The sequence below is a fragment of the Fannyhessea sp. genome, from assembly GCF_986145555.1.
The window spans coordinates 17,915-44,203 of sequence record NZ_CFRCNA010000012.1; the positions used below are offsets into that span (position 1 = coordinate 17,915).

24 protein-coding genes and 1 tRNA gene are annotated in these 26,289 nt (G+C 41.8%); 21 read left to right on the top strand and 4 right to left on the bottom strand.

Annotation, left to right across the window (positions count from 1 at the left end; genetic code table 11):
- Positions 1-112: 112 nt before the first annotated feature.
- The 8 genes from AC5GD6_RS03710 to AC5GD6_RS03745 all read left to right on the top strand — a co-directional run bounded on the left by AC5GD6_RS03710 (position 113) and on the right by AC5GD6_RS03745 (position 8,788).
- The gene (locus tag AC5GD6_RS03710; RefSeq protein ID WP_491846265.1) at positions 113-1,249 is read left to right on the top strand and encodes a DNA polymerase III subunit; all 1,137 of its coding nucleotides are present in this window, start codon (positions 113-115) and stop codon (positions 1,247-1,249) included.
- A gap of 27 nt (positions 1,250-1,276) precedes the next feature.
- Positions 1,277-1,699 carry a 6-pyruvoyl trahydropterin synthase family protein gene (locus tag AC5GD6_RS03715; RefSeq protein ID WP_061103218.1) on the top strand — a complete coding sequence of 141 codons (423 nt, stop codon included), beginning with the start codon at positions 1,277-1,279 and terminating at the stop codon, positions 1,697-1,699.
- Positions 1,700-1,904: 205 nt separating this feature from the next.
- Positions 1,905-2,951, top strand: a complete 1,047-nt coding sequence (locus AC5GD6_RS03720; RefSeq protein WP_311444046.1) for a glycoside hydrolase family 5 protein — start codon at positions 1,905-1,907, stop codon at positions 2,949-2,951.
- Positions 2,942-3,931 carry a 16S rRNA (cytidine(1402)-2'-O)-methyltransferase gene (gene rsmI, locus AC5GD6_RS03725; RefSeq protein ID WP_491846266.1) on the top strand — a complete coding sequence of 330 codons (990 nt, stop codon included), beginning with the start codon at positions 2,942-2,944 and terminating at the stop codon, positions 3,929-3,931. The genes AC5GD6_RS03720 and rsmI overlap by 10 nt, the downstream gene beginning before the upstream one ends.
- Before the next feature lie 112 nt (positions 3,932-4,043).
- Entirely contained in the window at positions 4,044-5,672 is a 1,629-nt protein-coding gene (gene metG, locus AC5GD6_RS03730; RefSeq protein WP_311439064.1) for a methionine--tRNA ligase, read from the top strand.
- 178 nt (positions 5,673-5,850) lie between these two features.
- Positions 5,851-6,798 (top strand): 16S rRNA (adenine(1518)-N(6)/adenine(1519)-N(6))-dimethyltransferase RsmA, encoded by a 948-nt coding sequence (gene rsmA / locus AC5GD6_RS03735; RefSeq protein WP_464362089.1) that lies wholly within the window; start codon positions 5,851-5,853, stop codon positions 6,796-6,798.
- Positions 6,785-7,888 carry a TatD family hydrolase gene (locus AC5GD6_RS03740; RefSeq protein ID WP_491846267.1) on the top strand — a complete coding sequence of 368 codons (1,104 nt, stop codon included), beginning with the start codon at positions 6,785-6,787 and terminating at the stop codon, positions 7,886-7,888. Before rsmA ends, AC5GD6_RS03740 begins: the two co-directional genes overlap by 14 nt.
- A gap of 147 nt (positions 7,889-8,035) precedes the next feature.
- Positions 8,036-8,788 carry a DeoR/GlpR family DNA-binding transcription regulator gene (locus AC5GD6_RS03745; RefSeq protein WP_311439061.1) on the top strand — a complete coding sequence of 251 codons (753 nt, stop codon included), beginning with the start codon at positions 8,036-8,038 and terminating at the stop codon, positions 8,786-8,788.
- Positions 8,789-8,839: 51 nt separating this feature from the next.
- On the opposite strand, the gene AC5GD6_RS03750 is transcribed toward AC5GD6_RS03745, so the two are convergent.
- Positions 8,840-9,664 (bottom strand): Cof-type HAD-IIB family hydrolase, encoded by an 825-nt coding sequence (locus tag AC5GD6_RS03750; RefSeq protein WP_311439060.1) that lies wholly within the window; start codon positions 9,662-9,664, stop codon positions 8,840-8,842.
- 248 nt (positions 9,665-9,912) lie between these two features.
- On the opposite strand from AC5GD6_RS03750, the gene AC5GD6_RS03755 reads away from it, so the two are divergent.
- The 5 genes from AC5GD6_RS03755 to AC5GD6_RS03775 all read left to right on the top strand — a co-directional run bounded on the left by AC5GD6_RS03755 (position 9,913) and on the right by AC5GD6_RS03775 (position 15,129).
- Positions 9,913-10,857 carry a ComF family protein gene (locus tag AC5GD6_RS03755; protein WP_464360909.1) on the top strand — a complete coding sequence of 315 codons (945 nt, stop codon included), beginning with the start codon at positions 9,913-9,915 and terminating at the stop codon, positions 10,855-10,857.
- Positions 10,858-11,381: 524 nt separating this feature from the next.
- The gene (locus tag AC5GD6_RS03760; RefSeq protein ID WP_082734869.1) at positions 11,382-12,350 is read left to right on the top strand and encodes a substrate-binding periplasmic protein; all 969 of its coding nucleotides are present in this window, start codon (positions 11,382-11,384) and stop codon (positions 12,348-12,350) included.
- A gap of 330 nt (positions 12,351-12,680) precedes the next feature.
- Complete coding sequence (locus AC5GD6_RS03765) at positions 12,681-13,133, top strand: LytTR family DNA-binding domain-containing protein (RefSeq protein WP_276776604.1); 453 nt, start codon at positions 12,681-12,683, stop codon at positions 13,131-13,133.
- On the top strand, positions 13,133-13,585 hold the full coding sequence (locus AC5GD6_RS03770) for a DUF3021 domain-containing protein (RefSeq protein WP_303869489.1): 453 nt from the start codon (positions 13,133-13,135) through the stop codon (positions 13,583-13,585). The genes AC5GD6_RS03765 and AC5GD6_RS03770 overlap by 1 nt, the downstream gene beginning before the upstream one ends.
- A gap of 170 nt (positions 13,586-13,755) precedes the next feature.
- Positions 13,756-15,129, top strand: a complete 1,374-nt coding sequence (locus tag AC5GD6_RS03775; RefSeq protein WP_311439057.1) for a hypothetical protein — start codon at positions 13,756-13,758, stop codon at positions 15,127-15,129.
- A gap of 239 nt (positions 15,130-15,368) precedes the next feature.
- Here the strand turns inward: AC5GD6_RS03775 and AC5GD6_RS03780 are convergent, their stop codons facing one another.
- The 3 genes from AC5GD6_RS03780 to AC5GD6_RS03790 all read right to left on the bottom strand — a co-directional run bounded on the left by AC5GD6_RS03780 (position 15,369) and on the right by AC5GD6_RS03790 (position 19,301).
- Positions 15,369-17,174, bottom strand: coding sequence for an aminotransferase class I/II-fold pyridoxal phosphate-dependent enzyme (locus AC5GD6_RS03780; protein WP_464360910.1), 1,806 nt, complete (start codon positions 17,172-17,174; stop codon positions 15,369-15,371).
- 11 nt (positions 17,175-17,185) lie between these two features.
- Positions 17,186-18,229, bottom strand: coding sequence for a DUF1015 family protein (locus AC5GD6_RS03785; RefSeq protein WP_491846268.1), 1,044 nt, complete (start codon positions 18,227-18,229; stop codon positions 17,186-17,188).
- Positions 18,230-18,452: 223 nt separating this feature from the next.
- Positions 18,453-19,301, bottom strand: a complete 849-nt coding sequence (locus AC5GD6_RS03790) for a LicD family protein (protein ID WP_311431132.1) — start codon at positions 19,299-19,301, stop codon at positions 18,453-18,455.
- Positions 19,302-19,648: 347 nt separating this feature from the next.
- On the opposite strand from AC5GD6_RS03790, the gene hpf reads away from it, so the two are divergent.
- From hpf to AC5GD6_RS03830, 8 genes are all read left to right on the top strand, one after another.
- Positions 19,649-20,227 carry a ribosome hibernation-promoting factor, HPF/YfiA family gene (gene hpf / locus AC5GD6_RS03795; RefSeq protein ID WP_006302490.1) on the top strand — a complete coding sequence of 193 codons (579 nt, stop codon included), beginning with the start codon at positions 19,649-19,651 and terminating at the stop codon, positions 20,225-20,227.
- Between the two features lie 88 nt (positions 20,228-20,315).
- On the top strand, positions 20,316-21,350 hold the full coding sequence (locus tag AC5GD6_RS03800; RefSeq protein WP_491846269.1) for a DegV family protein: 1,035 nt from the start codon (positions 20,316-20,318) through the stop codon (positions 21,348-21,350).
- A 66-nt stretch (positions 21,351-21,416) separates the two neighbouring features.
- Entirely contained in the window at positions 21,417-22,538 is a 1,122-nt protein-coding gene (locus tag AC5GD6_RS03805) for an NAD(P)-dependent oxidoreductase (RefSeq protein WP_006302492.1), read from the top strand.
- A gap of 9 nt (positions 22,539-22,547) precedes the next feature.
- Entirely contained in the window at positions 22,548-22,979 is a 432-nt protein-coding gene (locus tag AC5GD6_RS03810; protein ID WP_006302493.1) for a hypothetical protein, read from the top strand.
- A 239-nt stretch (positions 22,980-23,218) separates the two neighbouring features.
- On the top strand, positions 23,219-24,001 hold the full coding sequence (locus tag AC5GD6_RS03815; protein WP_416436704.1) for an NYN domain-containing protein: 783 nt from the start codon (positions 23,219-23,221) through the stop codon (positions 23,999-24,001).
- Between the two features lie 13 nt (positions 24,002-24,014).
- Positions 24,015-24,593, top strand: a complete 579-nt coding sequence (locus AC5GD6_RS03820; protein ID WP_464360912.1) for a hypothetical protein — start codon at positions 24,015-24,017, stop codon at positions 24,591-24,593.
- A gap of 111 nt (positions 24,594-24,704) precedes the next feature.
- On the top strand, positions 24,705-25,679 hold the full coding sequence (locus AC5GD6_RS03825) for a SurA N-terminal domain-containing protein (protein ID WP_311444033.1): 975 nt from the start codon (positions 24,705-24,707) through the stop codon (positions 25,677-25,679).
- A 259-nt stretch (positions 25,680-25,938) separates the two neighbouring features.
- Positions 25,939-26,014 (top strand) — tRNA-Thr (locus tag AC5GD6_RS03830).
- Positions 26,015-26,289 lie beyond the last annotated feature (275 nt).

The following is a 26,289-nucleotide window of genomic DNA, read 5'->3' on the forward strand; positions in this document are numbered from 1 at the left end:
TACGAGCTTTGTGTAAAATGCGCGCAAAAGATATGCGCGTGCATGGTTTGTATGATAAGTATAGGTAACGTATGGCATATACGTTTTAATTTTGAATATGAGGTGAACATACGTGAGCGCTTTTGATATAACTTCGGAAAATCTTCTTGGTGTTTTGGCACTTCAAACCCATGTGTGTTCTTTTTTCAAGCAAGCATATGCCCAAAAACAACTTTCTCATGCCTATCTCTTTATTGGCAATTATGGACTAGGGATCTCTGAGGCTCTTGATGAATTGGCAAAAATGCTTCTTTGTCCATATGGCGGCGATGAGTGTGCTTGCTGCAGACGCATTATGCATAAAAGTCATCCTGATTTACATCAATTTTATCCTCAAGGTGCACAAGGCTATGTTGTTGAGCAGATCCACGATCTTCTTGACGTTGTGCATCGTGCGCCTATTCAGGCAAAACGTAAGCTTATCGTGATTCACGAAGCGCAATCCTTAGGCGCGTCTTGTGCCAACGCATTGCTTAAAACGCTTGAAGAGCCTCCAGCTTCGGTATACTTTGTTTTGGTAAGTACATCTGCAGCGCAGGTGTTGCAAACGGTATCATCTCGTTGCCAACATATTCCGTTTACGTTTATAAATCAAGCTCAAGCAGCAAAATTGGTTGAACAGGCGGCAGCGTCAACACCTGAACAAGCACGATGGGCCTTGTATATTAAACAAAGTCCAAAGGCGGCTATAGATTTTTTGCGTTCGTCTTCAAAAATGAATATACGAAGCAAAATTATGCATATGTTTGCAATCATGCCTGATGCAGATAGTTGGGATCTTATTGAGCTGTCCGATGAGTTGTGTGTGCTCATTCAAATTCCTCTTGATCAAAAAACTGATGAGCAACAAGCCGATCTTGAACGTTCGCAAGACTTTTTATCAGCAGGTGCGCGTAAAAAGATGCAAGCAGCGCACAAACGCCAGCTTAGTCGCGCACAGCAGATATCGGTTGAAGAAATTATAGATATAAGTGCCTCTTTGTTACGAGATGCTATGTTTTTCAGCGAAGGTTCGCACGCAGAAATTATGAATCAGGATGCTGTGAATATATGTGATTGTCTTGCAGCGCGCGCCTCAACTGACGCTATGTTGGCGGCTCTTGCCTGTGTCGCGTGTGCAAAACAACAAATGCGAGCTCATGTGTCTGCACAGTTGGTACTTGAAGCGTTCTTTTTGAACGTGCATCGCGCGCTTATTGCTGGTAGATAACGCACGAAGGATAGAGGGGAAACTTATATGGGATTTAGTTTAAAAACTCAAAGTTATTTTAATGCTGCCCATTTTTTAACAAATTATAAGGGAAAATGCGAAAATCTGCACGGGCACCGTTGGCAAGTAATTGTGTATCTTTATAAAGAGAATCTTTCATCTCAAGGTGAAGACAAAGATATGCTTATAGATTTTGGCGAGTTTAAACAAATTGTTCGCGCTGAAGTTAAAAAATTTGACCACACCTTTATTGTTGAAGAAAATTCTTTACGCCCCGAAACGGTTCGTGCACTTGAACAAGAAACTTTTACGCTTACGTTTGTACCGTTTAGAACAACTTCAGAAAATTTTGCGCGATACTTTTATCAACGTTTTTGCGCGCTTGGTCTTCCTGTTGTACGTGTTGAGGTTGATGAAACGCCTCATAACTGTGCCATATATGAAGCGTAAACAAGCGACTTAACTAAATGTATAGATACATGTTTGCGTATACTCGTATGGGAAGAAGTGCGCTTTTTGCATGTATGCAAAATGTATAAATTAGGCAAAAAAATACTTATCATTTTTCCTGTTTGTCTAACCTTCGGGTGATTTTTTGGTACACTTACCATAAGCAGCCAAACACGTTAGGCTGTACGATCGCAAAAGGACGCCGATGTCTGATATTGCATTACATGGGGTAAATCTGTCAGGTTGGTTAAAGCTCGAGCCATGGATTACGCCTGAGTATTTTGCGCAAGCGCAAGTCCTTGATGAATGCGCTATGGTTAAATCGATGAGCAAACAAACCTACGCTGACCTCATTCAATATCATCGATCAACGTTTATAGGCGAAATTGATTTCAAAAATATTGCTGCCCGTGGCTTTAATGCCGTGCGTTTGTGTGTTCCTTTTTATGTGTTTGGCGATGCAGGACCTTTTACCTCTCAATTTATAGGCTGTGCCGATTATGTAGATCAAGCTTTTGATTGGGCGGATGAGATTGGCTTAAAAATTGTTTTGGTTCTTGATATAAACCCTGGTAATGAGGGTGAACTTTCTGAATACGTGCCAGAATTTTCTTCGTTTAATACCTATAAACATGATGCACTTAAAACCTTAAGCGCGCTTGCAAAACGCTATGCGTATCGCGCTGCGCTTGCGGGTTTTGAACTTGCAGTGCACCCTCGTATACAAAAAACTTTTGCGTTTAAGCGTCAAAGCGGTATACCTGCTCATTTGTTGCGCAATTATTATCGTGAAGGCTATGACATTATTCGTTCGCTTGCTGGTGATGATGTGCTGGTTATTATGCCCGATGCACACGAACCTCATATGTGGCGCTCGTTTATGGCATCTGGAAATTATAAACATACCATGCTTGACATACATCTCGATCATTTTGATGAATATTTTGAAATGCGCGGCGCGCTTACAACACAAACATTGCTAGCGACCTCAAAGAATTATTTACACGCAGCGCAAAAAAACGGTTTCAAAATTATGGTTGGTACCTGGTGCTCGGCACTTCCTGGGCTGGATAGCGCTATGACACCAGAAGGTCATATTGCGCAAGAGCGCATTTATATGTCTGACCAGCTTGATTTATACCGCGCCTGTGATGCGTGGTTCTTCCAAACATGGAAAACGCAAGGCCGTCTTTCGGGCTGGGATGCCCGTCATGCATTCTCTTCGTTTGAAAGAAGAATGATATGCGCCTAAAGCCTCAAGACGATTCTTTAAAGCTTGCTTCGCAGCGCGCGTCGCAGGGGGCGTCTTCATCTGAAGAATTGAGCACGCACGCGCCATCTGCCTTATCTCAGCAGACACAAGCAGGATATGTATCGCTTGTTGGAACCCCTATTGGCAATTTGTCCGATATGTCACCGCGCGCGGTATCGGTGCTTAAACATGCTGACGTGTTGCTTTGCGAAGACACGCGTGTTGCATCCAAGCTTCTTAACCACTTTGATATTCACACCAAGCTTATCCGTGCCGATGAGAATGTTTTGCCCGAAAAAATTCCTGCAATTCTTACGCGTCTTGCAGCTGGCGAACACATTGCTTTAGTTTCAGACGCAGGGATGCCTGGGGTATCTGATCCAGGTCAGGTTTTAGCTGACGCGGCACTTAATGCAAACTATCGTGTTGAGGTGATTCCAGGCCCTTCTGCGGTGTTAAGTGCTCTTGCGGCGTCGGGTTTTGCAATGAGTAATTTTTATTTTGAAGGCTTTTTACCTCGTAAAACAAGCGCGCTTCGCAAACGCTTGCACGTGCTTGCGCGTATTCCTGCAACACTTGTTATCTACGAATCACCTCATCGCGTGCTTCAAACGCTTCAAGAGTTGGCAGGGAAGTTTGCTCATGTGCGTTGTGCGCTGGTACGTGAGCTTACCAAAATTCACGAAGATTGTATGCGTGATACTATTGAGGAGCTTATAGTGCGCGTGCAAGCAGCTGAGCAGGTGCGGCCGCTCCGCGGTGAATGTGTGTTAGTTGTAGAATGTACGCCCGAGCGTGCGCGTGAGTGTTTGGATAATTTGGAACGCATGGACACGCATGTTGCGCGTACGTTGGAGGATGCTATTGCCGAAGGATTGCAACATCATATAAGCCCATCGGCGTTAGCAAAACAGCTGGCACATGAATTTGATATTTCTAAATCGAGTGTTTACAATAAAATAATTGCAATATCCATGTAAGTTTGTCGTAATTTACATGCTCAAACGTATAATAAATATGCTTTTAGGTTGTTGTAGCGCCCGTGCGTTGCACATAAAAGCATAGAGCAGTTTCAAATCTCAAGGAGTTTGTATGGCACAGACACAATGCCCCTCTTACTTTATAACAACGCCAATTTACTATGTAAATGCAGCTCCGCACCTAGGAACTGCATATTGCACTATCCTTGCCGATGTGCAGGCGCGTTACCGTCGTATGATGGGCTACAACGTTAAGTTTTTAACTGGTATGGATGAGCACGGTCAAAAAGTTGCCGAAGCCGCGGCAGCTCACAATCTTTCGCCACAAGCATGGTGTGACAGCCAAGCTCCTTTGTTTACTAACTTGTGGAAAAAGCTCGAAATCTCTTACGATGATTTTATTCGCACCACCGAGCCGCGCCAATACAAGGCGGTTCAGGAGTTGTGGAATCGCATGAAAGAAACGGGATATTTGTATAAGGGCAGCTATGATGGCTGGTATTGCACGCCCGAGGAAACATATTTTACCGAAACTCAAGTAAGTAAAGCAGCCGAAGCACAACAAAGCGAAGGCGAAAATCTATGCCCCGATTGTGGTCGTCCGCTCCAACGCGTGAAAGAAGAATCATATTTCTTTAAACTTTCTGCATTTCAGGACAAGCTCCTTGCATTATACGATGAGCATCCCGAGTTTGTACAGCCTGCGTTTCGCATGAACGAGGTTCGCTCCTTTGTTGCATCGGGTCTGCAAGATTTATCGGTAAGCAGGACGAGTTTCGATTGGGGTATTCCCGTTCCATTTGATGATAAGCATGTTACCTACGTTTGGTTTGACGCGTTGTTGAATTATATGACATCAGTTCGTTATGGTCTTGACGACGCTGCTTCTAAAGATGAGTTTGCATTTCGTTGGCCAGCGCAGTGTCACGTTGTAGGTAAAGACATTATTCGTTTTCACTGTGTAATTTGGCCTGCAATGCTCATGGCGCTGGGCGAGGCTTTGCCTCAAAGCGTTTTTGCACACGGATTTTTAACCGTGCGTAATCCTCAAACAGGAAATGCTGAAAAAATGTCTAAATCTCGCGGTAATGCCATTGCTCCTGCAGAAGTTATTGATAAACTTGGCGTAGAAGGCTACCGCTATTACTTTATGACTGACGTAACTCATGGCGAAGATTCAGCAATTTCGTTTGAACGTATGGAGCAAGTCTATAATGCCGATTTGGCAAATAGCTGGGGTAATCTTGTTTCTCGTACCATTACTATGTGCGATAAATATTTTGATGGGAAAACGCCTGTTGTTGATGATGCGTGGAAGCACCAGATAAGTCCGCTTCGCGACATTGCCCAACGCATGTTTGAGCCGTACCAAAAAAATATGGAGTCCATGAATTTTGCTGCTGCAAAAGACGTTGTTATGGAGCTTGTTCACGCAGCTAATCACTATATCGAGGACATGGCACCTTGGAATGTTGCAAAAGATCCCACGCGCGTAGAAGAATTGCGTTTTATCCTGCTTAACCTGCTTGAATCAATTCGTATAGCAGCACATCTTTTGGCACCATTTATGCCCGAAACTTCGCATGAAGTACTTATGCGCGAAGGCCTTGATCCCGAAGCCGAGCTGGTAGGCGGCACGATGATAGAGGGGCTTTCACTTGATGTTATATGTGCATGGGGAGGTCTTGCAGGCGATCAGCCTGTTGTAAAGGGTACTGCTCTTTTCCCTCGCCTTGGATAAGATGAAGCAGTAAGCGCATACCAGATGCTTGAGGGCACTGATGAGCATGATATTGCTTGACTGATGGCGTTAAGCGTTGGATATGAGCTTGTATCAATATCGGCTCTTTTGTTGGTGTCTGCACACAACATGAGACCTTGGGTGGGTTTGTACAGCAATCAACACTACGTAGAGGAGTATGGTGTTTTCTAAACTGGCATCAAAGCGCGCTACCTTGGATGTTTTGTCTTCATTTGGTCTATATACAAAACATCGCCTTGGTCAAAATTTTTTGATAGACGATAGTGTTATTGGGCACATTTTAGAGCTTGCACGTGTCCAAGCGGATGACTATGTTATCGAAATAGGACCAGGTATCGGCACGCTTTCATGTGCGCTTTTACCTCGTGTTAAAAGGCTTTGTGCAATTGAAGCCGATCGCGTATTGCCAGATGTGTTGGCTGAAACGCTTGGTGAATACGCCGATAAATTTGAGCTTATATCTGCCGACGCACTTAAAGTGTCTGCTGACGAGATTCGCGCAAAACTTTTTTCTGCAGATTGTGATGGAAATGCGTGTTCGGTAAAGCTGATAGCAAACTTACCGTATCAAATTGCTGCTACCGCAGTTTTGCGCTACCTCGAAATGTTGCCCGAGCTCAATGAGCTTATTGTTATGGTGCAATCAGAAGTTGCGCAAAGAATGGCAGCGTATCCGTCTCACAAACTTTACGGTGCATATTCAGCAAAGCTTGCACTGTATGCGGAGTGCGTTGGTGGTTTTAAGGTTGCGCCCTCAAACTTTTTCCCTGCGCCTCATGTTATGTCTGAAGTTATACACATACAGCGAAGGTCTGCGGATAACCAGCTGTGCAAAACTCACGAGAGGGCACATGTTGCGCGCGTGATCGACGCAGCTTTTTCTCAACGACGCAAAACGCTTCTTAATTGCTTATGTGCCTGTGGTTTTGATAAGCAAGATGTTCTTAAGGCTTGCGATAATCTGCATATTGACGCGCGCGAACGCGGCGAAAAACTTACACCTGCTCAATTTGTTGAGTTAGCTCGTGCGCTTGGGTCTGTATCTGCACAAACTCGTATGCTAACATGCAATTTTGTTGAAAAGAAGCGTGATGAGCACATATAAAAACGCCACTGACCTTTGCGATTTTTTACCAGACGATCTTATGCTTTTCCATGGTAAACGTGGTAAGGTGGTTCCTTTACCACCGTCAGGCGTGCCTGTTGCCGACACGCATGGACACCTGCATTGTTTGCGTGAACTCACCAGTTCGGCAGCTCTTGCTCGCGCAGCATTAGCAGGCGTTGGCATGCTCGTTGATCCTATAGACCCTGTTGAGGATGTACCTTTTGGTATTTATAGTGCGTCTACGGTTGATGCTTGGCGTGCTCGTACCTTAGACGAAGCCCATGCGCTTCTTGAATATGCCAAGCAAAAAGGACTTGTGCTCCCGTATTTTTCGCAGGCGCATATATACGGCTATGAGCGGCCGGCGTACAATCGTCTGCTGGATTCGTTTAGAATTATTGCAGGCGTCCACCCTTATGGGGCGGCTCAATTTGACGCGTCTGCGCGCGAGCGACTTATGCAGTTGCTTGATCTTCCGTATTGTGTGGGAATTGGCGAGATCGGCTTAGATTTTGGCCCATATAATAAGGTTGACCCTAACGATCAAATTCGTGCACTTGAATTTCAGCTGCGTCTCGCGCATGAAAGAAACTTACCTGTTGAATTGCATATTCGCGATGCACAAGATGACAACACGGCAGCAGCACATGTACAAGCGGTGCAGGTGCTTAGGAACATAGGCGTTCCGCCCCGAGGTTGTGTGTTGCATTGCTTTACATCTACGCCGCAGGTCATGAAGCCATTTGTGGAAATGGGGTGCACCATTGCGTTTGGTGGCGTGTCAACATTTGCGTCTGCGCCGTATGTTCGCCAGGCTATACAGGCATGTCCGTTAAACCAAATGGTTACCGAAACCGACGCTCCCTATATGGCGCCTGTACCAATGCGTGGTCATGCGTGCGAAATTGCACATGTTGTATTTACAGCAGCTTCACTTGTGGCAACAAAGTGTGCGGGGTCTTTTGATTCAAAAGAAGCAACGTGTATTCCACCCAATGAGCCGCATGCGGTAAGCTCTATTTCGCAATCAGAAGTTTATGGTGCGTTATGGAATAATGCATATGAACTTTTTATGAAAGAAATCTAAAATACTTTCGTTTTTGGGCTTTTGGACAATAAATTATTACGTTTAGAGAATAGTTCGTAAATAATTTCTGAAAATCAGCTCCAATATGTTATGTATATGATAGTTAATTTTTCCTTGTTATAGCACAAGTCTTGTTAAGGGGGTTACATGTCCAAACGAGACAGTAAAATTTTAGAAATTCTAACCGAAAAGAAACGCATTGATGTAACAACGCTCGCGCAAATGCTCAATGTTTCTAATGTGACCGCTCGTAAAGACTTGGATTCCTTACAAGATAAAGGCCTTGTTGTTCGCGAACATGGATATGCCCTCCTTGCAAACCCTAATGATGTTGCTGGACGCTTAGCATACCATTACGAAGAAAAGCGCAGCATTGCCGAGCGCGCTGCTGATTTTGTGTATGATGGATCGACGATTATGATAGAAAACGGCAGTTGTTGTGCTTTGCTCGCGCGCATTATTGGCGAAACCAAAAAGAATGTGAGCATTATAACAAACAGTGCTTTTATCGCGTGGTATGTACGAGATCTTCCCGAAGTTCATGTTACGTTGTTGGGAGGTTCTGTTCAGCCCGATTGCCAACTGACCGTAGGCCCTTTGATGCGCCTTGGGGCGCAGCAATTTTCGGTAGAGTACCTCTTTATTGGTACAGATGGTTGGTCAGAAAAAAGCGGATTTACAAATTGTGATCAAATGAAGGCCGAAGCTGTTCGCGCGATGGCAGACGTTGCGGCAGAAGTTGTTGTAGTAACCGAACCCGAAAAGTTCATGCATTACGGGCCAGTGCCTATTCGACTTGACTCGCGCATTACGTCAGTTGTGACAGGTAAAAACATACCAAAATCAGCGTGCGAATATCTTGAAGCACATCATACGCGTGTATATTTAGCTGATAAATAGGGTGCGCAGTCAAAAGTGTGCGCGGCATAGTGTGCGCTACGTACATAGGCGCTATGCACCTAGAATAAACTTCTCTATGACCTCTGCTACGCCGCCTTCGTTGTTATTGTCCTGGGTAACATAATCAGCTTGTGTTTTCATGGAATCATCAGCGTTTGCCATGCATACGCCTAAACCTGCGGCTTTGATCATTTCGGTATCGTTAGCGCTGTCACCAACGGCAATGGTTTCGTTCATGTCAATACCTAAGTGATGAGCCAAACGCTTAAGCGCAGCACCTTTAGAAATGCCTTTTGGCGTAAATTCAATGTAGCAGTTAGAAGAAAACGTAACACCTACGTCGCGCGTAAGGTCGCGCATGTCATGAGCCAGTTGTTGCAGATACGAAAAGTCATTATTCATGTATAAAATCTTAACGATATGCGTGTTGCGTAAAAATTCCAGATCTGCCTCACGTGTTTCAATAGCGGGTATTCCAGTTAACGTAAAGATATTTCTGTCGTCGTCGCGCCATTTTGTGGTATAAATCGAGGCGAGCGTGTATACATGAACACCAACATTTCCCAGTTGAATACCATGTTTCCATATTTTGTTACAAAAATCCCACGGTGTTGGTGGCTGCAAATCAATAATAGTATTGTGCGCATTTTCAGTAATACACGCGCCGTTACACGAAATTGCATATTCGTCTTTCATGTCTTTTGCGCCAATTTCATCGAGAATGTATTGCATAATAGCAAAGCTTCTACCAGATGACGGTACGATATATACGCCTTTTGCGCGCGCTTGTTCAATAGCACGGCGTACGCGCAATGGTACATGGCGAGCATCAGTGAGCAGCGTTTCATCTAAATCTACAGCAACAAGTTTATACATAGATTCCCATTCGTTTGAAAGTATAGGCGTTGAGCTTATGTAGCGTGACTTCATATGTATACAGTTTAGCGGTGTTAATGCGTATTGTTGGTTACGTGTTTCCAATATGCTTGTAATTCACAGCTTTTATGGATTCAAAACGTGTGCTTCATAGGGTGGTGGTTTATACCAAACAAGTGTTTGCATTTTGATTGGTAACGTGCTACTATAAAATTGCTCATACGTGCTGTTCCAAAAAAGGAATAGCAATGGATACCTGTGGACAAATTTATGAAGATGCGCTGCGTCAAGCACGTGCAGCTAAAGCTTTTGTATACAATCCCTATGTTTCGTTTTGTACGTTTGAAGCCTATCAGCAGTGTGTACATAACATATGCGCAAGCGATTTGTATGCACGCCAACGAGGTTCTTTTGCCAAGCGCGCGCTGGGATTCTCATTCGAAAAGCTTATGTGTCCTATACTTTGCGTCGCTTGTAATAAACGATGCGATAGTTTTATATGTAAATCATGCTTTCATCGCTTGTTGTGGATAGATCCTGTGTGGTCGTGTCCAAATTGCTCGGCTCCTAGTGGCTGGCTTACCTGTAGCGAATGCAGCGATCCATGGGGTTTTGCGTCATGTCATGCGGTGTATGAGTTTTCATCGTATACAAGACAGCTTATTTTGCAATTTAAAGACCAACGAGATACGCGTTTATCTGCGTGTTTAGCGGCTCTTTTGGCGTGTTTTTATCGTTTTATGTGCGCCGCGTATTATCCAAACAACACGAGCGTGAGCGCGGTACATTCTAAACTGATCTTTTCACGGCAAACATCGCAGGATATATGTCGTGCGCCACCACGCTTACCCCATAACGCTGTGTGTTTTATCCCTGCAACGCGGAAAGCATATCGTTATCGAGGTTTTGACCATATGGAGCTTGTTACGCAGCTCTTTGCGTACGCTCTAGGAATTTCTTATTGCGATGTTTTAGTAAGGCCATACGCATTGGATCAAAGGCGTCTTTCAAAGCAACAACGTGTTGATAACCTTACAGGCACTATTTCTGTACTACAAGATATGAGCAATAAACGGGTTCTCGTATTAGATGATGTTATTACCACTGGTGCGAGTATGCGTGAGGCCGCAAGAGCGTTAAAGAAAGCAAATGCTGTAGATGTATCAGCTCTTGCATTTGCGCGCGTTTGGTGATTTAGAAGAATGCTCTAGCTGCATTTTTCGCGTAAGTCTTATTTATATGCTCCCTTGAGTGTTTATACAGTAAGTGCATTACCTGTGCTTTTATGATGAGTTTCCGATTAAATTTGGTATGCATGTATATCTCCTGCAAATTATATGGTAGACGTAGGTGCACAAGTTGGTATACTTGAGATAACTTATCTAGGTTTGTGGTTGCGGAAATGCATGAGTTTATCTGTGGCATTTCTTAGTCCAAGGCAGACGAGGTCAAAAGGATCCACGTAAATACATGTGTGTGCATATGTATGAGCATGGCTCGTCCTAGGGGTTAGTCATACCGTCTGTTGATTTCAAGGCATACGGCCTTGCAGGCGAGAGAGTTTACAGTATGGGTACTGCGGTATACCAGCGAAGGCTCCAGTATGCGAGTGTGGGGTCAAATACCAGGTCAACTAGGTAAGTTATTATATTTGTACCTTAGAGCACTTTTTTCGAGATGATACTTTGTCATACGGCATGTGTTAAAGGAGCGTTATATGAGCAGGCGTCACATATCGCTTATTTTATGTTCTCAAGTTACACTCTTAAGTGTTTTGGCGCTTGGTGGTTGCTCTCTTTCTTCTGTTGAACTTCCCGTACTAGAAAAACCTTCGGTGCAACAGGCTCAATCAACTTCACAAGCTAAGTTAACACCAAAAGTTACTGATGATAATTTGGTTACCCCACAAACACTTACCGTTGGTATAAAAATGAGTTCTAACATTGCTCCTTTTGTTATGCAAACTGATAATTCTGAGCTTTGTGGTCTAGATGTTGATTTGGCATATGCTTTAGGTGACGCACTTGGCTTAAAAGTTAGTTTCGTAGAAATTTCGGATGTGGGAAGAAGTTTAGGAAAAACATGCGATATTGTGCTCAACACAAAACAAAACGAAACAACGGTTGCAAAAATTGTAGGAGGCTATGCAGAATCAGCCGCCGCACTTTTTGGTAAATCAACAGGTGAGCCTCTTAAAGCCTCAAATTTGTCTGGTAAACGTGTTGCACTCCAAAAAGGTTCAATTTCTGAGCTTGCATATAAGCGTTCGGGCTTAACGATGAAGCCAATAGAATGTTCAAATCTTAACGAGGCCTTTGATGCTGTGCAATCTGGTAAAGCTGATTATGTGTTATGTGAAGCGTATGCGGGCGCTTACATGGCAAAGCCTTTAACAAATATTACTTGTGTTGGCACGTTGGATAAACCCACACAGGCAGGTATTGCAGTGGCATCAAAAAATGAGACGTTACAACATGCGCTTGAGCAAGTGTCGTCTACTATTCAGGAAAATGGCATCTTGCAGCTCATTCGTTCTCGATGGATTGGATCGCGTATTGTATTTTCTGCAGATACGCAAATAAAGGGTATGCCTGCTCCTCAATCAAAAAATAGTGAATCTCCAGAGTCCAAAGATAAAGACGCCTCAAACACATCTTCTGCTGGTTCAAATGCGGTAAATATCTAGGACTCGTGTGGCGGTATTTGGTTGTAATGAGTGTTGAGGATATAGAGTGCCTGTTATATAGAAATATAACAGGCACTTTTAACAGGCATTTACGGTCTTTGCCTAATGCGTGGATAGGTGCTTAAACTAGGGTTTTAGATAGATCTATGAGCGCCTTTGTTCCCAGCTGCTCATGCATATTGTTTTACCTCGTTTCGCATGTTTGGAAAGATTTTTGTATATTATGCTGTAAAGTAACCACTTATAGTGTTCGTACAACCACTTATTACACAGGTGTAGAAATCGTGCCCTGCTATCTTATAGAATGCTCATTGAACAGGAGGTGAACGCATGAAAATCGAACTTAAACTTGATAAAACATATGAGGAACCAAAAATTATTATCACGGCAAATCAGGTTACGGACGAAATAAAACTCATCATGGACATGTTTTCCGATGAGCGTGCTCATGTGATCGCTGGATTTAAAGACGGTGATGTTGTTGTACTTGATCCATCTGATATCTATCGCATTTTTGCTCGATCTGGCAAAGTTTTTGCCCAAACAAGCCAAGGCGATTACACGCTTCGTTTGAGGCTCTATGAGATAGAACAGTGGCTTATAAACAAGGATTTTGTACGGATATCAAATTCTGAAATTATCAACTTAAGCAAAGTGAAGAGTTTTGACTTGAGCTTTACTGGAACAATTTACGTAAAGTTGTCAAATGGAACAGGAACATACGTTTCCAGAAGATACGTTGCCAAAATTAAACAATTCTTAGGCATGAAAGGTGGTAAATAATGAAAAAGACACTCATTCAACTTGGACTTCTTGGCTTTCCTCTCGGCATTGCAATTGGTTATGTGATAACGCTGTTTATATCAATTGGTATTGGGGACAATTGTTACTATCCCGTCAATCAAGAGCTCATAAACACAGCTGGAACCGAATTAAACGCTGTTCTTCTTCAAACGCTTTTGTGTGGCATAGTGGGTTCGTTGTTTTCAATGGGATCGGTTGTTTGGGATATTGATTCGTGGAGCCTTACCAAACAAACAGGCGTTTATTTTGTAATTGCTTGTCTGGCGATGTTTCCCATTGCTTATTTTGCAGGTTGGATGCCGCATTCTGTTGTGGGAGCCGCACTGTACGTGGGTATATTTATAGCAATATTTGCGATTTGCTGGATTACTCAGTATCTTTCGATAAAGCATAAGGTCAACGAAATGAACGCTGGACTTAATAAATTTTAAACGCTTAAGTAATGGGCATACTACTAAGTAATAAGCATAATACATAGTATACGTAAGGGCGGCTCGTACATACGGCTAAAAAATTTGTTCTTTCAAGATTTTTGCTTCATAAAAAGTGTACAATATATACCATTGCTCGTTTATACAAACACGCCTACGAAAGAACATGTATGAAAAAATTTATGCACGCTCCTCGCATGTTAGTTGCCCTTGCTTTAATATGTTCTACTTCGGGTTTTTATCCGCCACATAGCGCATACGCGATAGGTGGCGGAGGTATTTCCACCGTGACAGGGGGAGCAGTTAATTGTAAAGCCGAAAATACCTGCATCCAAAACATAGGCGATACTGCACATGTGAGCTATAAAATACAGACGTCTGCATTTCTTCTTTCGGGCAATCGCTTTCAAAGCGTTCCAAAAACTTCAATTTTTGTACCAAAGATCCTTAAAAATGTTAAATTTACCCTTGTAAGTGCACCAGTTTTTAAAACAAGCACCATAGATACTGGTGCTCATCCACAAAAACAAGAGTTAACACCTACGGGCATACCTATCTATCGTGTGCCTGTTCACAAGGTATCCAAAATCATTCCCGTAGTATCGCTTGTTTATAACAATAATGCAGGATTTTGTGACGAACACGGAAACCAAGCGCCGCTGGACAAAGGCGGATTTATTAGTTCTGACGTACATGACCAGGACATGAGTATATATAAAAGTAGCGCATATGTAGACGAGGGAGAACAAGATTCTGGAGTATCATACTTTGGCTATCAAAGCACCGCAAGTGATCTTAAGAATCATGAACTCTACGACGAGTATAGTTTTGAGTTGAAAGAACCAGGGGTGTTTACCCTTAAACTTGAAGGCGATGTTGAAACGAAGTCAGCTCTTACAGTTTTGCCGATACGCGTAACTAATGTAGTTGCTCGCTGTGTTCAGGAAACCAACGGAAGCGATGCTTACGAACCTGAATGTCAAAGTCTTACGGAGTATGAGCAGTTTAGGTATGGTGAGCTCCCAAAATATTCACTTTCTGATGATACGATTAATCAAGAGTTGCTTAAACATAATACAGAAGATGGACTTACAGGATATGGAAATTGTAGGGTTACGCGCGAAATCGATGCGCCCGATATGATTGGGTCAGATGTAGAACCTGGAAAAACATCTGCATTTGAAGCGTATAAAGATACGTTTGTGCTTGAACACAACGCCGCCGAAAGCTATTTTTTGAATGGCGTAGATGAGGATGGCTGTGATCAGGCGGCGGCTGTTATTACAGTTTGTCCAAAGCCCACACCAACACCTACGCCAACACCAACGCCCAAACCAACACCCAAACCAACACCCAAACCAGATCCTGAACCAACTCCTAATCCAGGAGAGCCTCCAACAACCTCTAAACCGCCAGCGCCTTCTACATCAGAATCTAAGGTCACTGTTCAAACAGGCGATCTCTTTGTAAACCAAAGTGCGCAAGTAATTTCTGTAGTATTGGGTTCATTGGCTGTAATCTCTGGCGTATTTCGTAAGCACTAAAACTATATTTACCATTTTGTAAATTAACCATATTCTCATGTAATGGTATTACGCGAGAATATGGTATGTAGTAACTTAAACCGCAACTGTAACCGTAACTGTAATCGCAACGGCAACTAGTATCTTTCACATCGTATACCCCAAAGCAAAACTCTACGTTTGCCTTGAGGTCATACTACACAGATGTAATCATACATGTACTCAGTTAACATTTTACAAGTGAAACATTGCCTTAAATCTTAGAACATCTCGTTTCTAAGAGCTTGAAGCAAGACATTGTCGTCTTTCTCATCGCGTACTGCAAGACGTAAATACTTTTTACCATCTACTTTTGATGACAAATCCTTAATTAAGATGTTGTATTTAGAAAGCATGATTTCAGCCAGTGCCGCGGTTGTTATGTCACCTGTGACCTGAACCATCACGTAGTTTGCTTGTGATGGAATAACTCTAAGTCCGCTGATTTGCGCGAGCGCTTGTTCAAAACGCGATCTTTCTGCTCTAATCTTTACTAAGGCACACATATAATCTTTCTTATATTTTTCCGCAATTTGAAGATAATACTCGCCAAACGAATTGATGTTCCAAATAGCAACCGTTTTTTTGATTTTTTGTATTGCCTCAACGTTTCCTGATGCCACAATGCCCAATCTAAGGCCAGGAATACCGTATGACTTTGAAATACTTTTTACTACAAATAGCTGAGGATTGTCGTCGATAATGTCTTGTTTAATAAATGAAGAATCTTCTTCGTCTGCAAAATCAACAAAGGACTCGTCTAGGATAAACATAATTCCTCGTTCTTTTGTCCATTGAACGAGTTTGAGCATCTCTTGTTTGGGGATATAATTTCCGGTAGGGTTATCTGGATTCACCAGCACTAAAGTTTTGATTGTTTTATCTGAGAAAAACGAAATAACATCATCGCAGGTATATGAATAGTCTTTATTGCTAGGATAAAAACAAATTGACTGTTGTTGATCATAACGATTGGGATATTCTTCAAAGGTAGGACGAATGAAACCAACCTCTTTTGAGGTAGAATCCATAAGTGCTTTGATAAGCTCCGATGCGCCATTTCCTACGGTAATATTTTCTTGTTTGATATTAAAATTCTTTCCTGCTAACAACGAATTTACTTCTAGCCCAGAAGGATATTGAGTAAGCAGAACCTTAAAATTAGCTTGTAATTCTTCGACAAGTTTTGTCGGAGGAAAATATGGATTTACCAGATAACAAAAATCAAGGACGTGAGGATATCTCCAATAACCTCCATAGCGTTTCATCATTTTTGCCAGTTGTTCTGATGGTTTGCAAAAAATCGAGGACGCAATATCTAAGTCTTGTGCGTCATCAATTTCATACCATTTTTCACCGTTTAGCCTTTTAGCGCATAAAAGAGAGTTATCAAGCTCAACAAGACTCTTTAAGGCACGTTCATAATATTGGTTAGTACCCATAGCGCTCATGTACGCCTCTATAAATGGCAAGTATGAACGTTTGAGAAAATCTTTTGAAAATTTGTAAATATTAACCGTTTTATAGTAGGAATCTACCCGTTTAAAGTCAAATTCCGAGCCTGGTACAAATTTTGTAATATGATCGTTTGTGTCAAGCTCCAAACATGTACCGTCCATCCAGGATTCATACTTATCTACAACGGCGAGGTTAGGACGCTTGTCAGACAATAAACCTTGAATCACCGTATCATCAAAAATTAAATCAGATTCAAGAAGAACGGTGTCGTCTTTAACAATTTCATCTTTTGCTAAATAAAATGAATAAATGTTATTGGTTTTATCATATATATCATTATGAACGTACACCAGCTCGATCCCTAAGTGTAATTGTTCAATATATTCTTGTAAAACGTCTGCCTTATATCCCACAACAACTATAACTCTTTGTATTCCCGCGTTAATAAGTTGGGTTAACATGCGTTTTATGAGAGATGTACCATTAACTTCTACCATACATTTTGCTTGATGCTTTGTTATTCTTTTTAATCTGCTTCCCATACCTGCGGCCAGTATCAATCCTTGCATAGATGATCCTCCTATTTATATTTTTTCATAATTAAAAACGATGGGAACTTTGGTTCAAAACACGTTGATTTTGGTGGCATCATTAAATTGAGATCCATAAAGTGAATAAATTCTTGGGGAGTAACAGGATATACCTCTAAGAGGACGTCATTTTGTCCTAAGACGTAATTCCCCATATCAAACTCGTTGCCCAACACAAAGGATAAGGCAGAAAAATCATTGATTCTAAACGCTACTGTTAATATTTGGGTATTTAAGCGTAAAACATCGTTATTCCAAAATTCATCATCAGCAATATTAGACAGTTTGACATAAAGCGTTTCGTCTTGATAGGTTATCTTTACCACGCCTCTTTGGAGCACAGGGTCTTCTGAGATCATGTGTCTATTTATAAAAAGGTTCTTGGCAGCGTCAAATCTTACCGCATCTACATTTCTAATAATGCGATGAATAGGATAGATTTTTACGTCGTTCATATCCATAAGACAGGCAAGCATTGTTTCTTTGTGCTTTAGAATAGAAGTAGAGTATAAACGATGATGTCCGTCAGCAACGTAGAGAGTTTCTATTTCTTTATACATGTCTAATAATTGTTGAGCTTTTTCATGTAAGTAGATATAGATAGTAAGCTCACCGAGTTGGTACACGTCATCACTTGTAACAGTTTCAACATAGCTTGCGAGGGGAATGTGCTGTTTGTGAATAAGAAGAACGGGCTGTGTTTCTGTGTTGTAGATACTAAAATTAGCCAACATTCCTTGAACAGTGTCAGGAATAACTAATTCGTGCGTCTTAATTTTGCCCGTCTTATAGTCATCAATATCAATATCGGCGACAAGGCTATATACATCCTTGTTCTTTACAATAAATGCAGCGTGTTGATAATTCTTTATGCGATCGTTATTTAACTTGTCTTTTTGTGCTTGCGATAAAAACATTACGGAATCATCAAAATTGATTTTTCCATCATGTATGTAAGTCAGGTTAATGAAATCTGACTTATAACAATTTCCGCTCACATTGAGATAAGAATCGTTCAAAGTGCGCAATTTCATAACCTTCACCTCGTCAATCAGTCAATCATAAACGACGCATCCATCTTACATACTACCATGTAGGTACTACCGCGCACTCAATGCTTGGTGGCTATAAACGTGAAGAGTAGAACCTATATGTTTTAGGCGTTGCAACAAGCTGGTATACCAATCCTTGGCATTGCAAAAATTTGCACGTTGAAAAGTTGAAAGATACTATGCCTTAACCCTGCAAGCTACTAACCTACCAACGTCCAAAATCCAAACGAGCAGGATAGTGATTTTTACGCTGTTCAACGGGGGGAAGTTGCATATAGTCACCGTCATAAAATTGCGTTAAGTGCTCATGAAGATTGGCAGGGAAATTTACTTTCATTCCCTCAAAATCAAGCTGCTTAAGCGGGTAAATTTCATCGTAAGACCAAACCGACTTATATGGATTAGTGTCACACATAAATGCAAACCTTTTGGGCTCTTCATGTGAGTGCAGAGACTTCGCCTTGTTTTCTTGAGAAATACAGGTTTTCAAAGAAATAGGGAGCAAAGAAATGATGGTACCAGCTGTATACGTTACTGCTTTAATAATGCGGCTTTTCCATCCGTTATTCAAAATAAAAGGTCGCGGAACAAGCTTGAGCATGCGCAAATGTGACCAAAACCATGCGCGTCTAGCTTGTTTGCGAAACTCTTTATCGTTTTCACTTACGGTTTCGAGTGGATAAATATCCAAAAATATACCCAAATTAAGCGGGAGATCTTTTAATGCCTCTTCGCAAAATTGCGTACCTTTGATCATAATGCGAGTGGTAGAAAGCGGATATTTGGGATCTTTATCTGCATTCATAATTTCATAGCGATCAGAATATTTTTCTTCAAAAACAGAAATCAAGGTATGGTAATCGTTTGAAGGAATACACAGGTCGATGTCATCATCCCAAGGGATAAAGCCCTTATGACGTACTGCTCCTATGCCAGTTCCTGCATAGGCAAAATACGTGAGATTATGCTCGGAACAAACGTTAATGAAATCCTTTAATATCATCAATTCAAGCTGTTGTACGTGATGAAGCGTTTCATCATCATATTCAGTCATATGCACTCCTTATACTGTGGCATAACATACTTTATGACTCGATTATTTTAACAAAAAACAGCTTAAGTTATCATTATCCTGTCTATTTTACATACTTTTGTTCTAAGCTTTTATGCGCTCTTTTCCTCTTGGCTTTCTTAAACAAATGACGAGGCCGTACTTGAAAGACGCATTAAGCGAGAAAATTCAGCCGTACAGCTATATTTGTTTGACGGATAAGCTTTGCGGGTATGAAATATATAGTAAAGCGTACTAAATTCAGCGTGGATGAGCGTATTGATGCTCGTTATAGCTGCTACAGGGTCTCACACACCTGAATTTGAAGTAACTTTATCAAAGGAGGAATCATGACAGACATTAAAATTTCCGGTCGTAAGGTTTCCGTAAGTGATGCATTGCGTGATCACGTACAGCATAAAGTAGGAGATGCGCTTAAAGTTTTTGACATTACACCGATGAGCTGCGATGTGGTTCTTCGTGTAGATAAAAATCATTCAAACCCTGATCGTAAAACGTGCGAAGTTACGGTTTACGTTCGCAATAATGTGGTTCGGGTTGAGGCAAGTTCAGAAGATATGTATGCTGCTATTGACGCTGCAAGCGACAAAGTTACCAGACAGTTGCGTAAGTATAAAACTCGTATTATCGATCGCAAACAACGCTCTCAAGCGCCTGCACCTGCGCCGTCTAAAGACCTGTCTGACTTAATTGACGAGGTTGCCGATGACGACATGCTGGTACGTGAGAAGTATATTGATCTTCATCCCATGACCGAAGAAGAAGCCCTTGTACAAACGGATTTAATTGGTCATGACTTTTATGTGTTTGAAAATGCAACAACTGGGTTAATTAATGTTGTTTATCACCGCCATAACGGTGGATACGGTATTATTAAACCTAAACTTGAAACAGAAGATGGTGAGTAGTTGTATTTGTAGATCGCGCATGCGCAGTTATGTTTGATAATCACATGTGTTAAAGCTACGCCATCTTAACCATTTGTGAGGGCTGTGTATGAATACAAATCAGTATAACCCGCTCGATACGTGCGCAAACCTAACTGGTGCTCAAAGCACTGGTCAGGATTATCCATATGGCAATAATGTTCATATTATTGTTGATTCAACATCGGATTTTTCACCAGCCATTATTAAACGTTTAGGTTTGGAAGTCATTCCGTTTACGTATGTCGATGAGGCAGGCATAGAGCACGTGGATGACATGTGGCAAACTATGTCTGCCCACGATTTTTATGAGCGTATGAGAAAAAATCCTAAGATGCACTTTTCTACAACGGCAGTAACTCCTGGTAGATACTATGAGTATTTTGAGCGCTGTGCTCAAAAGGGAACACCAACACTGTATTTATGCCTGTCGAGTGGATTGTCGTCTTCAATTGAATCGGCGCGCCGCGCGCAAGCGATGATTAAAGAAAAATTCCCTGATTTTGAGCTTTATGTGCTTAACAATCGTTGTGATTCAGCAGCAGGGGAGTTGCTTGCTATTGAGGTTGCTCATCAAGCATCACTGGGTTTAACTGCTCAAGAAGTATATGAATGGGCACGTGACGCTCGTTATTTCCTGCAGGGATTCTTTACGCTTGAAAATTTTGATGCGCTTGCAGCAGGAGGAAGAATTCCTCCAGCGGCGGCGAGTGTAGGCGGAAAGCTTAATATTAAACCAGTGCTTTCGTATGACCTTAACGGTGCGCTTACCTTGCGCGGAATGTGTCGCGGCCGTAAAAAAGCACTCAAAGCTATGATTCAGGCATTTGAAGCAGGATATGCAAAAGATACATCATTGCCGCTTGCGATTGTTTCAACCGATGCCGAAAAAGACGCTGACTGGCTTGAAAAAGAAATCAGAAAAGTTAAAGGTTGCGAGCGCGTGACTATTATCCGCTCTCAAGTGTCGCCTATTTTAGGCTCACATGTTGGACCAGGCATGGTTGCTATGGTTTATTGGGGCACAGACAGAAGGTGCGAACAGTCTTTAACCGATAAAATCGCGCAAAAAATCAAGAGAACTATGGGCGGAGCAGTTTCGTAGGCAGCCTCAGACGCGCATTTTGGTATATCGTACACATCTGTTTTCTTACTAAGGATTGATTCATCTATGAAGCAACGTATTACGACCGTGGCGTGGATCGGCACTGGAATTATGGGTGCACCTATGGCACATCATCTTCTTCGTGCAGGATATCACTTGATTGTGCATTCGCGTACTAAACAAAAGGCTCAAGCGCTCATTCAAGCAGGTGCACAGTGGGCAGAAGATGTTGCTTGTGCAGTGCGTCATGCTGATGCTGTGTGTACCATGCTTGGCTATCCGCAAGATGTTGAAGATGTTTATCTTACGCAGACAGGCATTTTGCAAAACGTTGCTAAAGATACCTGGATTATCGACTTTACCACGTCATCTCCGCTGCTTGCTCAAGAAATTCATCAGGCAGCTGCTCTTAAGCATTGCGTTGCATTTGATTGTCCGGTAACGGGAGGCGAAACAGGAGCAAAAACAGCTCATCTTACCGCCCTTATCGGAGCTCGTGAACAAGATATTTTGCCTGTTGTTCCTTTGATTTCTGCTTTTGCAAGCAAGCGATTTTATTTTAATGAAGCAGGAAAAGCGCAAGTTGCAAAACTTTGTAATCAGGTTTCTCTTGCTTCTTGTATGGTTGGTTATGCGGATGCCCTTGCGCTTGCTAAGCAATCTGGTTTAGATACTGTGCAGGTTATTGATATGATTTCATCGGGCATGGGTTCTTCGCGTGCGCTTTGTGAGCTGGCTCCTAAATCTTGTGATGGTGATTATAAGCCTGGCTTTATGGTTGCCCACATGAAAAAAGATTTATCACTTGCCCTTGAACATGCCCAAGAGGTTGAGGTTTCATTGCCTGGCGCGGATACCGCATATAACCTCTACGACATGCTCTGCGATATTGGGGGAAAACGTCTGGGAACTCAGGCAATTTCTTTACTCTATGAAGACGAAGCGCAAGGTGTTGCAGCAGGGCTTGATTGGTCGGCATATCAAAAAGATTCGTATATAGACAACGAACAAGAATCGCCATCGTCTGATCAATCGTCTGCTGATACCCATGAGCCAAAGTCTTGCGCGCAAGATCAAGATGCCAGAGGTGCTGCTTCATCTCATAGGAGCGGTCAAGAAGAATCTTCTGATTCATCCGATGGCGCGCACAGCGATATGCAGGGTCTTTTGGATAATTGGATGAAATAAGGATACGGTATGCCAACATTTAATTTTGCTTCTTTTGGTGTGGCGCTTATAGCGGTGCTTATGCTTTTATTTGGTATGGTACTTGGTACAAAAATAGGATCCGAGCTTGCCAAAAACTGTATAAATCATAAAGATTATTGGATAGCGCATCTTAAAATACTGGTAATAGGTGTTGTGATATCCGCTTTTGTGTGTTGGTTAAACCTTATTGTGCTGGCGGGCATTCCTATTGGTGCTATGGCAAGTGCTATCACGGTGCTCAAAATGGATTTTGGCGAAAGCGTTGGTGCTTGGAAATTTCATGATAAGTTCTTTCGCGTTAATAAAGATCATGTGCAGCGTGGGAAAACCAAGCAAAGCCGTCGTCGTGCAGAAGAGGTACGCCGTTCTTTGCGCGATAATACCGATGTCCCTGAGTATATAAGCGTAAGCGATAAGTAAGCGCATAAGCGTGCACAATAAGCAGGCACACCTTTTAAGTGAGCTCACAAATATATACTTCGTAAAATTTATAAATACTGTTGTCCTTACAAACACGGCGTTAATTATGCTGTCCATACGATATAATTACATGTAATATGCGATGTGTCTGATATTTATTTTTGCGTGCCAGCAAGGTATTAACGGGTATTTTATAGCTTTTACGTATATACAGACACGTCTTACAGAAAGGGTACTATTTGAGTGACATTAACCAACGTTCAATAGCTGTTTTTATTGACTACGAAAATTTTGCAGCTGGGGCAGGCGCATCAAAAAACAAAACGTCTTTGCATGGTAAGCGCGCACAGCCAAACATGAAATGCGTGTTTAGCAGGCTTGTTGATAAAGGTCGCATTACCTTAAAACGCGCTTATTGCGACTGGCAGCGTTTTAAGCAAGATGTTACGCCTCTACACGAATTGGGCATCGAACTTATAGAGATTCCTGACCGTTCATCTACGGGCAAGAATTCTGCTGATATTCGTCTGGCAGTTGATGCAACAGAGATGTGTCTTACCAAAGATCATATCGATACATTTGTGATCCTTTCGGGCGACTCAGATTTTTCGCCTTTGGTATCAAAATTAAAAGAATTTGGAAAAACCGTTATTGGAATAGGTGCAAAGCCTATTACGAGTTCCCTTTTGGTTGAAGTTTGCGATGAGTTTATCTTTTACGAAGATATTTTATCGCAGGCTGGAATTCCCGAGTTTAAAGACATTGTACCGTCCGAAAAACACCCGTGCTATCAGCTGCTGCTCGAAACAATTGACGCCCTTCAGCACGAAAACGATTCGGCTATTTTTGCTTCGCACTTAAAGATAACCATGATTCGTAAGTGTCCTCAATTTTCTGAGAGAAGCTATGGATATAGATGTTTTTCAGCTTTATTGGAAGAGGCCGCAAAATTACAGCTTATTACTATTCATAACGATGATAAAAAAGGATCTGTTATGATAGATGGCTTTTCAGAACGTTAAGAGAGGATTTGTTATGGAAGAGATAGATTATTCGAACATTCCTTTGGAAAATTTGGCTCAAGGCTTGCAGAGCACGCGTCGTCGTGAACGTCAAGATTGCGCACATGAGTTAGTTGTGCGCTGCTCGCAAAATCCCGAGGCAGTTGTCTCGTATATTCGACCCTTGCAAAAGTCGCTTGGTTGCAGCGAAGCCCAAACGCGATGGGAGGCATTGAACGCGCTGGCTTTACTGGCTCCATATGATGTTAAAAGCATGAGTAAAACGTTTAGAGATGCCGAAACATGCCTTTTTGACGATGAATCTGCTGCTGTTCGTTTGGCAGCATGTAGATTTTTAGTTGCCTATGGCAGTCAGTCAGAAAAAAATTCTGATAAATCATGGGGTGTCTTGGATGAGTTTATCCAGTGTTACCACGGTGATCCTGAATATCGCGATATCTTAAAGATGATGTTAACGTTTGCACAAGGCCATATTTCGCGCAAAACACGCACGGCTATGGAGAAACGTTTTGAATTTGATGCGCATAATTCAAACGGTTATATTAATAAATTTTCCGTTGAGATTATCCAGACACTTAAACAAGATGCCTAATATTTGTCACAATATGTTTGTTAGCGCATTACTTATTGCTTGTTAGTAATGCAGTCAGCTAAGTATATGTAACCTGTGTACGGACGGCATATGCATAATTCGGAGGTTTTTATGAGTATTCATTCAAATGGAAATCATGCTTCGCACGCGCAAAATGTTTCATCGCAGACATCTTCGGGTGCGCATGAAGCTCCACGCGAAATTGTTTTGCCTAAAAGCAGTAAGAAGGCTCAAAAGCATGGTCATGGCATTGGATTTTATGTGCTTTTGATTCTTGCATTTCTTGTTGTTTTGCTTGCAGGAATGTGTTTGGGTCATTATGTTTCGGGAATTCCTTTTCCAAACTTTTCTTCGCAACACACTGCCGATGGCCAAACGCTTACCGAAGACCAGCTTAAGTTGCCCATTGCTTCTTATGAAATAGATGGAAAGCGCGTGGACGTTATTGCACAAGACGTTATTACACAAAAACGCTCGCTTGAAAATTCAAAGAAAGATGATGGAACGTATCCTATGCCTTCTGCTGAAGACATTATGGGTTACATTCGTACTTCACTGCTTAAAAACGAAGCAGATAACCAAGGTATTGACGCTTCTGATGACGAAGTCTCGGATTTTGCTAAAACATCTTTGGGCACAGATGATATGTCGGTGATTGCAAAGAACTATGGTATGGATGAAGACAAGGTTAAGGAGCTCTTGCGAACTTCGGTTATTTTGGATAAATTGCGTAAGCAGGTTGTTACCACGCAAGCTCCTACAATACCTGAGCTTCCTAAGGCTCCTGCTGCAGGAAAAGAGAAAGAACCCTCTGCAGAGTACGCTCAATACATTATTAAGCTTGCAGGTGATGAATGGGATAGCTCTGCTGACGCATGGAAATCATCGGATAGCACATATGCTAAGGCACTAAGTAAGTTTGATATTTCAAGTAAAGGTGCCACCTTTGATGCAGTTCGCATTGCGTATTCTATTGCTATGCAAAAAGCAAATCAGATCAAACAAGCAGGTGCTGCAGAATGGAAAACGTTTGTGAACAAAACCTTTGCTCGCGTGTCTGTATCTCTTAATACGCTTGGAGCATAAGCTACGTTTGCTACAGTTTCTATGGTTGCATGAAGGTTTTAGTAGAGCGACTGAGTGCTGACTACATTGCTGATAGCGACTGATATAAAGTGGGAAAAGCTTGTCTTGTTTCAAGGCAAGCTTTTTTGATAAGAAGTTTTGCAATTTTGGTTAAATAATGCATGGCATAATTTTCTCTTGAAATATAACTGGTTTTCCGTATAGTTAATAGGCGTATGTTTTCAAACATTACATTATGAATAACATACGCTTGTGGTAGGCCAGCTTAGCTCAGTTGGTAGAGCACCGCTCTCGTAAAGCGGGGGTCACCAGTTCAAGTCTGGTAGCTGGCTCCAGTTCTTTTATTCCGTATTTGTTAGAGCTTTTAAACTTATCGCGCGTGCTTTGCGCATATAACAGCACGAATTTATTTACATGTTTCCTGCAGTTTATTTAATTTTAGATTTATCAACACGAATTTTGAAAACTCATATTTCTTGGGATAGATAAGATAATTTTAAGTAAACAAAAAAGACCTACTAAAGATTTCTTTAATAGGTCTGAAATATAAAAATAGACTATTAACTTGTGATTAGGGATATGAAATAATTAATCGTTCCATTTTCAATCA

Bases quoted from the DNA above. Each gene is read 5' to 3' on its own strand.
- AC5GD6_RS03825 (WP_311444033.1), top strand. From the start codon at position 24,705: ATGAGTATTCATTCAAATGGAAATCATGCTTCGCACGCGCAAAATGTT.
- AC5GD6_RS03820 (WP_464360912.1), top strand. From the start codon at position 24,015: ATGGAAGAGATAGATTATTCGAACATTCCTTTGGAAAATTTGGCTCAA.
- hpf (WP_006302490.1), top strand. From the start codon at position 19,649: ATGACAGACATTAAAATTTCCGGTCGTAAGGTTTCCGTAAGTGATGCA.
- AC5GD6_RS03780 (WP_464360910.1), bottom strand. From the start codon at position 17,174: ATGCAAGGATTGATACTGGCCGCAGGTATGGGAAGCAGATTAAAAAGA.
- rsmI (WP_491846266.1), top strand. From the start codon at position 2,942: ATGCGCCTAAAGCCTCAAGACGATTCTTTAAAGCTTGCTTCGCAGCGC.
- AC5GD6_RS03810 (WP_006302493.1), top strand. From the start codon at position 22,548: ATGCCAACATTTAATTTTGCTTCTTTTGGTGTGGCGCTTATAGCGGTG.
- AC5GD6_RS03790 (WP_311431132.1), bottom strand. From the start codon at position 19,301: ATGACTGAATATGATGATGAAACGCTTCATCACGTACAACAGCTTGAA.
- AC5GD6_RS03805 (WP_006302492.1), top strand. From the start codon at position 21,417: ATGAAGCAACGTATTACGACCGTGGCGTGGATCGGCACTGGAATTATG.
- AC5GD6_RS03740 (WP_491846267.1), top strand. From the start codon at position 6,785: ATGAGCACATATAAAAACGCCACTGACCTTTGCGATTTTTTACCAGAC.
- metG (WP_311439064.1), top strand. From the start codon at position 4,044: ATGGCACAGACACAATGCCCCTCTTACTTTATAACAACGCCAATTTAC.
- AC5GD6_RS03775 (WP_311439057.1), top strand. From the start codon at position 13,756: ATGAAAAAATTTATGCACGCTCCTCGCATGTTAGTTGCCCTTGCTTTA.
- AC5GD6_RS03755 (WP_464360909.1), top strand. From the start codon at position 9,913: ATGGATACCTGTGGACAAATTTATGAAGATGCGCTGCGTCAAGCACGT.
- AC5GD6_RS03785 (WP_491846268.1), bottom strand. From the start codon at position 18,229: ATGAAATTGCGCACTTTGAACGATTCTTATCTCAATGTGAGCGGAAAT.
- AC5GD6_RS03770 (WP_303869489.1), top strand. From the start codon at position 13,133: ATGAAAAAGACACTCATTCAACTTGGACTTCTTGGCTTTCCTCTCGGC.
- AC5GD6_RS03800 (WP_491846269.1), top strand. From the start codon at position 20,316: ATGAATACAAATCAGTATAACCCGCTCGATACGTGCGCAAACCTAACT.
- AC5GD6_RS03720 (WP_311444046.1), top strand. From the start codon at position 1,905: ATGTCTGATATTGCATTACATGGGGTAAATCTGTCAGGTTGGTTAAAG.
- rsmA (WP_464362089.1), top strand. From the start codon at position 5,851: ATGGTGTTTTCTAAACTGGCATCAAAGCGCGCTACCTTGGATGTTTTG.
- AC5GD6_RS03765 (WP_276776604.1), top strand. From the start codon at position 12,681: ATGAAAATCGAACTTAAACTTGATAAAACATATGAGGAACCAAAAATT.
- AC5GD6_RS03745 (WP_311439061.1), top strand. From the start codon at position 8,036: ATGTCCAAACGAGACAGTAAAATTTTAGAAATTCTAACCGAAAAGAAA.
- AC5GD6_RS03760 (WP_082734869.1), top strand. From the start codon at position 11,382: ATGAGCAGGCGTCACATATCGCTTATTTTATGTTCTCAAGTTACACTC.
- AC5GD6_RS03750 (WP_311439060.1), bottom strand. From the start codon at position 9,664: ATGTATAAACTTGTTGCTGTAGATTTAGATGAAACGCTGCTCACTGAT.
- AC5GD6_RS03715 (WP_061103218.1), top strand. From the start codon at position 1,277: ATGGGATTTAGTTTAAAAACTCAAAGTTATTTTAATGCTGCCCATTTT.